Raw genomic sequence first — 9,185 nt, 5'->3', positions numbered from 1 at the left:
AGCTGGCGGGTTTACGACAGCACTACCGGGTTCGCTTCTGATTCCCTTGCATCCGCATGTATCGCTTTGCATCCGCTTGCGCCCTGTCTGTCCCGGGCCACGAAAACGGGGATGGCGACGCCATCCAGGTCTGTTTGTTTTACGGGACCGAAATACCGGCCATCAAGCGACGCCGGATGCGGCGTCAGCAGGAAAAGCTCATCGCTTTCAAGCCGGACACAGCCATCCCACACAGGCAGGTTTCGGCCACTGGAATCGACAATCAGCGCTTCCGCCACAACTTCATCATTGATCAGAATGTCGCGTCCGGTCCGGCAGATTTCATCGCCGGGACCCCCGGCAATCTGTTTCAATAACGGCCAGTCTTCGCCAACAAATTCATGCTCCTGCGCCCAGTTCGCTTGCACGCTCTGGCTGGAGACGACGACCCATCGGCCAGGGGTGAAGGGCGCGTCGCTCAGCCAGTAAAGCCCTGTCGGTGCGCTCGCGGTCCGGTTCCAGATCAAGCGATCTGCGGGGTCGAGAACCAGACCGAAAAAGACAAGACCGGCGCTAAATCCTGTCATCCAAAGCGTGCGCTTTTTCATTCCGGCTTCTGCAGGCGTTCGGATGTGGACGCATAGGAATTGCGCTCTGACCAGCGGATGAGATCGGGTTTCGGATAGAAGACCCGCGCGCCATGTTTGCGGTAAATCGGCCCGCGTCCCTCGCAGCGATAATGGTCAAGCGTTGAGCGTTTCAGCCTCAGAAATTCTGCCGCTTCCTCGACACTCAAAAGCTCCGGCCAGCCATCGTTTCGGCGATCATTTCGTCTGTTTTTCGTCATTGTACACAGTGTCCTTTCATCACTTTTGAGACGAAAGGATTGGCGGAGATTGCGGGATTTTGCAGAGGGAAAATGGATCACATGAATTTTCCCCCGACGTTTTAACCAAGGAAAAAGCATAAAAAAACCGCCCCGGAGAAAGCCTCCGGGGCGGCGTTATGGTTGGTGTTTCGGCGTCTAGCCCTGCGGGTTCCAGAGGATGACGTGGCGGCCATCCTTATCCTTGACCGGGGCGAGGTTCGCATAGATTTTGCGCGGGCCGATCATCGGGTCTGCGAGGGTGAGCGAGACATATTCGCGGCCCGAAGACTTCGCGGTGCGGACCCAGCCGCCGCCAATATCGGAGCCTTTCTCTCCGGCATAGACCCTGAAATCGGGCTGTTTGTCGGCGGTCTTTTCGTCATTTTTGATGATGCGGATCGGCGTGTTGAGGCTCATCATGGCAAGTGCGCCTTCAAAGCCTGTGTCTGTTTCGCTGACATATCCAAGTGCGTTAGCCATTTTCATATCTCCTTTTGGCTTCGTGTCGCGGGCGCCCCGATGGCTCCGTTGACGCTGACCTAAAGGGACGGCGGGCGGCAGGTCTGAACCGCGAAGCGGGCGCAGCAAAGCGGAGCACCGCCCGGTGGCGGAAATTTGATTCGCGGTGAATGCGCGTTCGGTCTTCTTCAGACCGAACAGCAGAGGAAATTTCTGGCGATGGGCGGTTTCATGGCCCGCAGGCGGTCGTCCAGGTCAGGCAAGGAAACGGGGCCGCTCGGGGCGTCCTTCGTGCAATGCCAGAGGTGTTTGCAACTGGCAGGCACGCCAATATGTCAGGAACAAACAGGGCAGTTGGTAAGGAAACCACCCATGTCGTTTCGCGAGCTTGCTTCCGCGCCACCAACAGGAAAAGACCGCCCGGCAAAACTGCCGGACGGTCCCGAACCATGCCGCTTACGGGAGGCGTGTCAGGCGGCGATGGCTGTCTTTGCTTCCGGGGTTTCGAGCGAAGCCCTGTCCTCGCTGTCCTCGAACAGACCCCTGACGGCCTCCCACGCTTCGGCGGGCGGGCATGGCGCGCCGTCAAGATAAGAGGATGGCGACTGCCGCATCCAGCGGGGCCGCCAGTCCGGGTCGGGGTCGCATCCATGCCCGGCGATGCGGTTGCGGATGACGGATTTCTGCGCCTTTCCGGTATCGGTCAGGACAGACCGGGCCGTGGATGGCGAGGCGATTTCAGCGACCACTTCATTGATGACGCGCTTGTCGCGCAGCAAGTAAAAGAACGCCTCATCGGGCGACCACAGCGCGGCAAAATCCGTGTCCGTCACATGTGCGGCGGCTTCGACGGCGGGCGAACCTGCCTGCAGGGTTTCGCCCATTGCGACGGCGAGAACATGCAGCACCTCTTCATCACTGAGCGCCAGAAGCCGGGCGAAGGTCTCGCAAGGGTCGGCGGGAAAAGCATTCTCCGCCACCAGCGAACCGTCTTGGTCATCCTGCCCAATCAGCGCCTTGGCCTTGGCGCGGTGCGCGGCGAACTTCACTTCCCCTGCCGAAGCCGCGAGGCTTTCCGCGGTCGCTTCCTTCCGTGTGCGCTGCTGCTCAACGTCCAGCCGCCAGTTATCCGAGCGGGTGACAAGATGGGCGACGGCGAGGCGCAGCGCGACGCCGGGCGCATCGCACAGACTCGCCCTGACGGCGGCGTGACGGTGCAGCGCGACATATTCCGCCAAGGGACCGGACATTTCCGGTTTTGGGGCGGGCTTGCCGTTCTCGCCATCGCCGCCCCGGCCAAGGATACGCTCGATTTTCTCGATGTCCTTTGATGGCAGATAGCCTTCATGGGCCGTGACAGAGCCGTCATGGCGGGTCTCGATATAGACCTTGCCGCCGTCTTTCCGGCTGCGCTTGCCATGCTCCCATGTCAGGAAGTGCGCGCCCCGTTCCAGCACGACGGTTTCGGCCCAGCCCTCATTCCGGTAGCGTTCGGCCATGTCGGCGATGGCCTCATTCTGGCAAGTCCAGAACAGGTCAGCGTCCCCGAAAATGGCAGTCTCGCCGAACAGGTCGGTCAGCACGGTCCCGTCATAGGCTTCCAAATCGAACAGCGCCTTGTCGGTGGTGATGCGGCCGCCGCCTGTGAGCCAGTCTTTCAACTGCTCGCCGCGCGGGGCGTATTCGTCTTCCGCGTTCAACAGGGTCAGCCAGTCTTCCTGCTGCTCTTTTGTGGCGAGCGTCAGGGCGTAAAGCGTCCGCTTGTCGATGATTTCGGCCCTGTAGAGCGCCTTGATATCATCGGTGAGCGCCGTCAGCGCCAGCACCCGGCGCACCATGAGTTCGGTGACGCCGAAGCGCTCTGCAATCACCGTGACGGTCTCGCCTTTTGAAGCAAGCCGGGCGAAGACGTCATATTGCAGAAACTCGTCGGCTGGAAGGTGGGTGGTGTTCTCGACAAGGGTCGCTTCCAGCGCGGCAATGTCATCGCCGGATTGCATAACGAGACAGGGCGCTTTCTGCGCCTTGCCTGTCTCCTTGGCGAGGCGTTTGAGGGCGAAGAAACGGCGGCGTCCGGCGACAACGCCATACTTGCTACCTTCCTTGCGGACCAGCATGGTCTGCAAGACGCCGCGCGACTTTATCGACGGATAGATGTCGGAAATGTCGGGCGCTTTGCGCCCGTGGCGCATATTGAGCCGGGACACTTTCATGTCGGTGATAGGGATATGTTTTAACTGCATGGCGTTGCCTCCTTCATGATGTGCAGTTGGTGGGATGCCCCGTGCGTCAGCGCACAGGGCGGTTTTCAAGCCAGAGGCGGTAGGCGCGATGCGCCGCCCCCTCGCTCTCGAAAATGTGGAAACAGCCGCAGACCAGCACGGCCCATGCGCCAATGTCTTCGGCGTCAAGCGATGCAAGCGCCGCGTCGAGTCGGCTGATGCGAAAGGGCGGATTCGTTCGGCAGACAAAATGTCCCCCGGACCTTTTGTTTATCTGCCTCACCATGGCGCCGCTTCCATCGCTGCGGCAGCGCTGCAGGGGTCCGGCGCGGCATAAGCGAGAATGTAATCAGCCGCCTTGGAAGCGAGCGACGCGGCGCGAAAAATGGCGCGCTTGTCCTCGCGCAATACTTCCAGCCAAGAACCGATGTAATCCGTATGCCGCACGGTCGGGGCGATGGACTGGTCCGCGCAGATGAACGCACTGGCGAGTTCCGCCACCAGTTCCTCGCGGGCGTAATCTTTGGTGCCGAATGCGCCTTTCAGGTCGCGGGCGAGGCGTTTCGGGTGCCCGGTCCAGTGGCCAAGCTCATGAAAGCAGGTGCGGTAATAATTGATCTGGTCAAAGAAAGCAGGCTGCGGCGGAACCTGAATGAAATCCCTGGACGGAACATAATAGGCGCGGTCGCCGCCAATCCTGAAATCCGCGCCCGTCGCTGTAATCAGCGCTTCGGCGCGGGGGATAATCTCGCGCTCCGGCAAGTCGGGCGCGTTGGCGGTCAGGTCTTCGGGCAGGCCGTCGCACTGGTCTGCATTGAACACGGTATAGCGTTTGAGAAACGGCACCGTGCCCGGCGACTCGCCCGTCTCGCGCACACGTTCCCGTTCGGCTTTCGGGGTGAAGCGGTCGGCATAAACAACCGTCGTGCCGCGCTCGCCTTTGCGAACACACCCGCCAAGTGACAGCGCCTGTTTGAAGGTCAGCCATGTCTGACAGGAACGGCTTTGCTCAATCGCCGCGCCCCATAAAAGCAGAATATTGATTCCGGAATAGCGCCTGCCCGTCGCGCCATTCTCGGGCAAGCCAAGCGGAGTAGCCCCCTCCACCCCGCCCCAAGGCTGCACCCAAGGCGCGCGCCCCTGTTCCAGTTCCGCGATGATGTTATCCGTGACCTCTGAATAAAGGTCTTTCCGCGTGTTTCGTTGTCTGCGGCGCTGCGCCATCTCTGCCTCCTCTGACCCCCGCTTTTTTCCCGCAAGGCGGGGGCGGTGAGAGGCCGCTGGCCAGATGGCGTCAGGCGTGAGCGGAAGGGGTCAGGTAGGAGGCCGCAGGCACATAGACGATCTTCAAGACGCCGCCCCCCTTCCGGGAGCGCCGCCATCTGGCATGCGCGCCTCCGCCCCCGCCTGAGAGGGAAAAAAGAAGCAAACATGCCGGCGCGCCAGCGCCGACCGAATCCTTCACAACACTGCTTAAAAACTGCGCCAGGGATGAAAGCCCGAAGGGCCGGGACGGCGCGCAGCGATGGCCTGGTTCACGCCAGCCCGGCCGGCGAAGGCCGGGGCGCCCTTTCCTTGGTCGAACAGCCGAACACCGCCCTTAGAAAAAACGCCGCGTTCGCTGCTTATAGGCGCAATACTCATCCCCATACTGGCGTTCCAGCCAGGGCTCTTCTATCCTCGGAGCGAGCCAGTACATCGCTGCCCATAAAGACAGCAGAAACGTTACGCGCAAATCGTTCAAGATGATCGCCCAGCCCAGCAGACCAAGCCAGGTCACGACATAGATCGGGTTCCGGCTGAAACGAAACCAGCCATCTGTCACCAGCCCCCGCGCTTCGCCGAAGGCATTGCGCCAGCCCATCTGGATTGAGATCCAGAAGGCAAGGCCAATACCCGTGACCGCCAGCACGCCGCCGACACCTTGCCGGGCCATGGCCCCCGCATCCTCCGCCGGCTCAAAAACGAGGATGGAGAGCGCAACAAGCGGGTATAGAAACAAACGAAAAAAGGCCCAGAACGTCCGGTATTGCCAGCTCCGTTTTTCCGGAGGCGGAAAAAACTGAAAATCGCGTCGGAACAGCGATACCGCACACAGCGAAAAGATCGCTGCCGCTCCGGACACTGACAATCCGAACGCCAGCCATTCCATCCATAGGGGTGTATTGAACACAGGCGCGCCTCCTAAATCCAGCGCCGCGTGCGGATACGGTAGGCGTCAAACGCTTCACCGAATCTCGCCTGCAGCGCGCGCTCTTCCGGTTTGATCTGAAACTCAGTCATCAGCCAGACAAAGAGAATTGGAGCTACGAAAGCGGACAAATTGCCCATCAGAAACGCGCCGCCTGTCAGAATGGCCGCCATGGCCAAATACATCGGATTGCGGCTGATGCGGTAAAGCCCTGTGGTGACCAGCGTGGCAGCCTCTTCAGGGGCGAGCGGATTGACGGTTGTGCGGGCGCGGATGAATGCGCCGAGCGCGAGCGCCAGAATGGCCATGCCAGCAGCGATGAAAAGCAACGCCGCCGCAGAACGCCACACGCCTTCGAACGCCAGAAAAGGCGTGACAGAGGACAGTCCCCAGCCGATCGCACCGCAGATCAGGACCTGAACAAGAGGTGGAATGCGCAGGCTCATGAGGACGATTCGACCGGAGTCGCATGCGACGCGCCGGTTGTGTTCAGTTCCCGCAGGGCCTGCAGCGTGATGGCGCTCGCCGATTTCAGGAACAGGCCCGCCAGAAGGGCGGCGACAAGCAGGTCCGGCCAGGCCGTTCCGGTCAGCGCGACAACCCCGCCAGCGACGATCACGCCGACATTGCCGATGGCGTCATTGCGCGAGCAGAGCCAGACCGAACGCACATTGCTGTCGCCGTCGCGCCAGCGCAGCAGTATCAGCACGCTCGCGACATTGGCGGACAGTGCCAGAAAGCCGACCACTCCCATGGTTGCGGCTTCCGGCGGCGCGCCGTTCATGACCCTCAACACGGTCATGCCGAGGACGGCGATCGCGATCGCTGCGAGCGAGGCGCCTTTGATCAGCGATGCAAGCGCCCGCGTCCTCAGGCTCGCCCCGATAACGAAGAGGCTGAGCGCGTAGGTCGCCGTATCGCCTGCGAAGTCGAGTGCGTCGGCTTTGAGGGCCTGAGAGCCCGACATTATCCCCGCCGTCATTTCAAACAAAGAACATGACCGCATTGATGGCGATGACGGCCATCAGAGCCCGCTTATAAGCAGGCGAAACCCCATCAAATGTTTTGTCCTCACAGCAACCCGACATCTTCTAATCCTATTCCCCATTGACGATTCTCGAAGAAACCCTACAGTCTACAGCGACTATAGAGGCAAGACTTTTCTTTGGAGCCCGGAATGACGCAGATGACCATTGGTCGTTTATCGAAAGCGGCGGGCGTGAAAGTGACAACCATACGCTATTATGAATCGATTGATTTGATGGGCGAGCCGGACCGAAGTTCGAGCGGCCAACGGCTATATGGCGATGAGGCCGTGCAGCGTTTGTCGTTCATACGGCATGCCCGTGATCTTGGTTTTCCGATGGAGGCCGTTCGTGAAATGATTGATCTGCAAACTCAGCCGGATCAGGATTGCACGGCCGTGGACGCGATAGCCCGTGAACAGCTTGCAGATGTGCGCAAACGCCTGACGCAGCTTGAAGCGCTTGAGGCGGAGCTCAAACGGATGATTACGTGCTGCGAGGGCGGCCGGGTTGACACGTGTCGGATCATTTCAACGCTCAATGATCATAGCGAATGCATCGCAGATGCGCATGAGCGGCTTTCGACCTTTTGAGCAAACCGCTTGACCCTACAGTGACTGTAGATGGTAATTCTCTTCCATTATTGAAAGCACCTCCCGATAAATTTGGATGGGCGAGACTGAATGGAACAACGACAAAGCATACGTGTAGTCTCTCAATTGAGAGCATTGTCATGAGCAAAACATCTACCTCCCCAACAGCAGGCTCCGACACTTCGCTCCCGTTTCGTTACCGGGTATCAGGAATGGATTGCGCGCGAGATGCTGCCGAAATCGAACGGGCGGCTCAATCGGCTGGTGTCGCCCCAAAAGCCGTCAAAGTTTCGGCTGCGACACATATTATGACGCTATGGGTTTCAGAGTCCCAACTTCCAGAAATCGAACTTGGCGTCGCCAAAACCGGTTACGGCTTCGAGAGAATTGCGCCAGGCGATGATGGCCCCGCCGCCTCACAAACCCAAAAGAATCCGGAGTATTTACGCGCCCTTTGGATCGTAATTTTCCTGAACGTTGGTTATGGAATTGTGGAAATGATCGCGGGTTTTTTCGCCGGTTCACAGGCGTTAAAAGCTGATGCGTTAGATTTTGTCGGTGATGGTCTCATTACATTCCTCGGCGTGCTCGCAATCGGCTGGAGTCTTGCCTGGCGCGCTCGTTCAGCCATGATTCAAGGCGTATTCCTAGCTTTGCTTGGCTTCGGCGTACTCGCGAATACGGTGTGGCGTCTTCTTAATCAAACGATACCTGACGCTGCCCTGATGGGCATGTTCGGGCTCATCGCGCTCGTCATAAATGTCATCGCCGTCTTACCGCTACTCCCTCACCGAAAAGGCGACGCTAATGTCCGCGCGGTTTGGTTGTTTTCACGTAATGACGCCATCGGGAACGCGGCCGTAATTGTGGCAGCAGGTTTGGTCGCCTGGCTCGGTCACGGTTGGCCCGATCTCGTGGTTGCAGTCGGGATCGCCGGGCTATTCCTGCATTCTGCATGGGCAATAATTCGCGATGCACGCAACGACCTCAGAGCCGCAATATGACCATTCAGAAGATTGGATTCATCATTGGTCTGGGCGTTCTGGCGATAGATCAACTCACTAAAGCACTTATCCTCAATATTGATGCCCTGGATAACGGTGTGACGGTCCTTCCATTCTTCAACATTGTGCGGCTCAAGAACAATGGTATCAGCTTTGGTCTTCTAGGCAGCCTGCCTCCCTGGCTCCTTACTCTAGCCGCTCTATCGATCGTCGCGGTTTTATTCTATTGGTTATGGCGCACCGCTGATCGCCAGATCGCAACCGCACTCGGGCTGATTACAGGTGGAGCACTCGGAAACATAGTCGATCGCGTGCGACATGGAGCGGTGACCGATTTTTTAGATTTTCACATCAATAACTACCACTGGCCCGCGTTCAACTTCGCCGATAGCGCGATTGTCTGCGGTGTCGGCTTACTGTTGATCTCTGAGTTACTCACGAAGCCACGACGGACGGATAATGCTGAACAAAAATAGCGGCTGATTAATCTGGCCCATGCTTAATAGTTGTCGATGTAAGAATTCGCTTGCCCCTACAGCCACTGTAGGGGCTATAAAACCGACATGATCAAATTCGATTCACTTCGCGTTGGCCTCGCAATGGCCGCCTCAGCGCTCGTAGCAAGCTGCGCCAGCTTTGCCGATCCGCTCACTGAGACGCTACAACCGCTCGGGGCCTGGGCCAGCGGGACCGACGGTGACGCCTGTGAAACCGCTCCGATTACTTATTTTTCATCGGATGGGGTCGTGCTTGTCCTCCTCAGCGCCAAAGGGCCGGTCCATGCGATTGGCAGTTGGGACCGCAACGGCGACGTTGGTCTGCCCCACTGAGGTGGTCCATCGCC

At 59.0% G+C, this 9,185-nt stretch carries 11 protein-coding genes and 1 pseudogene; 4 read left to right on the top strand and 8 right to left on the bottom strand.

Annotated elements, in window-relative coordinates:
* Nucleotides 1-11: 11 nt before the first annotated feature.
* The 8 genes and pseudogenes from HY26_RS15065 to HY26_RS15025 all read right to left on the bottom strand — a co-directional run bounded on the left by HY26_RS15065 (nucleotide 12) and on the right by HY26_RS15025 (nucleotide 6,807).
* Complete coding sequence (locus tag HY26_RS15065) at nucleotides 12-566, bottom strand: S26 family signal peptidase (RefSeq protein ID WP_158531521.1); 555 nt, start codon at nucleotides 564-566, stop codon at nucleotides 12-14.
* Nucleotides 567-583: 17 nt separating this feature from the next.
* Nucleotides 584-826 (bottom strand): helix-turn-helix domain-containing protein, encoded by a 243-nt coding sequence (locus HY26_RS15060; RefSeq protein WP_051602531.1) that lies wholly within the window; start codon nucleotides 824-826, stop codon nucleotides 584-586.
* Between the two features lie 177 nt (nucleotides 827-1,003).
* Nucleotides 1,004-1,327, bottom strand: coding sequence for a DUF736 domain-containing protein (locus tag HY26_RS15055; protein WP_035549592.1), 324 nt, complete (start codon nucleotides 1,325-1,327; stop codon nucleotides 1,004-1,006).
* Nucleotides 1,328-1,776: 449 nt separating this feature from the next.
* Complete coding sequence (locus HY26_RS15050; RefSeq protein WP_035549568.1) at nucleotides 1,777-3,549, bottom strand: ParB/RepB/Spo0J family partition protein; 1,773 nt, start codon at nucleotides 3,547-3,549, stop codon at nucleotides 1,777-1,779.
* Between the two features lie 258 nt (nucleotides 3,550-3,807).
* On the bottom strand, nucleotides 3,808-4,752 hold the full coding sequence (locus HY26_RS15040; RefSeq protein ID WP_051602529.1) for an ArdC family protein: 945 nt from the start codon (nucleotides 4,750-4,752) through the stop codon (nucleotides 3,808-3,810).
* Between the two features lie 376 nt (nucleotides 4,753-5,128).
* Nucleotides 5,129-5,701 carry an isoprenylcysteine carboxylmethyltransferase family protein gene (locus HY26_RS15035; protein WP_139068905.1) on the bottom strand — a complete coding sequence of 191 codons (573 nt, stop codon included), beginning with the start codon at nucleotides 5,699-5,701 and terminating at the stop codon, nucleotides 5,129-5,131.
* An 11-nt stretch (nucleotides 5,702-5,712) separates the two neighbouring features.
* A complete protein-coding gene (locus HY26_RS15030; protein ID WP_034827847.1) occupies nucleotides 5,713-6,165 on the bottom strand; it encodes an isoprenylcysteine carboxylmethyltransferase family protein in 453 nt (150 codons plus the stop codon).
* Nucleotides 6,162-6,807 (bottom strand): annotated as a pseudogene (locus tag HY26_RS15025) (cation transporter). The gene HY26_RS15030 and the pseudogene HY26_RS15025 overlap by 4 nt, the downstream one beginning before the upstream one ends.
* A gap of 89 nt (nucleotides 6,808-6,896) precedes the next feature.
* On the opposite strand from HY26_RS15025, the gene HY26_RS15020 reads away from it, so the two are divergent.
* The 4 genes from HY26_RS15020 to HY26_RS15005 all read left to right on the top strand — a co-directional run bounded on the left by HY26_RS15020 (nucleotide 6,897) and on the right by HY26_RS15005 (nucleotide 9,171).
* Nucleotides 6,897-7,337, top strand: coding sequence for a helix-turn-helix domain-containing protein (locus tag HY26_RS15020; protein WP_051594960.1), 441 nt, complete (start codon nucleotides 6,897-6,899; stop codon nucleotides 7,335-7,337).
* Between the two features lie 212 nt (nucleotides 7,338-7,549).
* Complete coding sequence (locus tag HY26_RS15015; protein WP_112061941.1) at nucleotides 7,550-8,341, top strand: cation transporter; 792 nt, start codon at nucleotides 7,550-7,552, stop codon at nucleotides 8,339-8,341.
* Complete coding sequence (gene lspA, locus HY26_RS15010) at nucleotides 8,338-8,817, top strand: signal peptidase II (RefSeq protein WP_051594959.1); 480 nt, start codon at nucleotides 8,338-8,340, stop codon at nucleotides 8,815-8,817. The genes HY26_RS15015 and lspA overlap by 4 nt, the downstream gene beginning before the upstream one ends.
* Before the next feature lie 87 nt (nucleotides 8,818-8,904).
* On the top strand, nucleotides 8,905-9,171 hold the full coding sequence (locus tag HY26_RS15005; RefSeq protein WP_112073966.1) for a hypothetical protein: 267 nt from the start codon (nucleotides 8,905-8,907) through the stop codon (nucleotides 9,169-9,171).
* Nucleotides 9,172-9,185 lie beyond the last annotated feature (14 nt).

This window comes from Hyphomonas sp. GM-8P (genome assembly GCF_003263315.1).
In the GTDB taxonomy this organism is placed as follows: domain Bacteria; phylum Pseudomonadota; class Alphaproteobacteria; order Caulobacterales; family Hyphomonadaceae; genus Hyphomonas.
The sequence above is the reverse complement of the archived record's forward strand: the minus strand, read 5'-3'. Positions and strand labels throughout refer to the sequence as shown.

Coding starts and splice junctions, on each gene's coding strand:
- HY26_RS15065 (WP_158531521.1), bottom strand. CDS start 566: ATGACAGGATTTAGCGCCGGTCTTGTCTTTTTCGGTCTGGTTCTCGAC.
- HY26_RS15060 (WP_051602531.1), bottom strand. CDS start 826: ATGACGAAAAACAGACGAAATGATCGCCGAAACGATGGCTGGCCGGAG.
- HY26_RS15055 (WP_035549592.1), bottom strand. CDS start 1,327: ATGGCTAACGCACTTGGATATGTCAGCGAAACAGACACAGGCTTTGAA.
- HY26_RS15050 (WP_035549568.1), bottom strand. CDS start 3,549: ATGCAGTTAAAACATATCCCTATCACCGACATGAAAGTGTCCCGGCTC.
- HY26_RS15040 (WP_051602529.1), bottom strand. CDS start 4,752: ATGGCGCAGCGCCGCAGACAACGAAACACGCGGAAAGACCTTTATTCA.
- HY26_RS15030 (WP_034827847.1), bottom strand. CDS start 6,165: ATGAGCCTGCGCATTCCACCTCTTGTTCAGGTCCTGATCTGCGGTGCG.
- HY26_RS15020 (WP_051594960.1), top strand. CDS start 6,897: ATGACGCAGATGACCATTGGTCGTTTATCGAAAGCGGCGGGCGTGAAA.
- HY26_RS15015 (WP_112061941.1), top strand. CDS start 7,550: ATGGATTGCGCGCGAGATGCTGCCGAAATCGAACGGGCGGCTCAATCG.
- lspA (WP_051594959.1), top strand. CDS start 8,338: ATGACCATTCAGAAGATTGGATTCATCATTGGTCTGGGCGTTCTGGCG.
- HY26_RS15005 (WP_112073966.1), top strand. CDS start 8,905: ATGATCAAATTCGATTCACTTCGCGTTGGCCTCGCAATGGCCGCCTCA.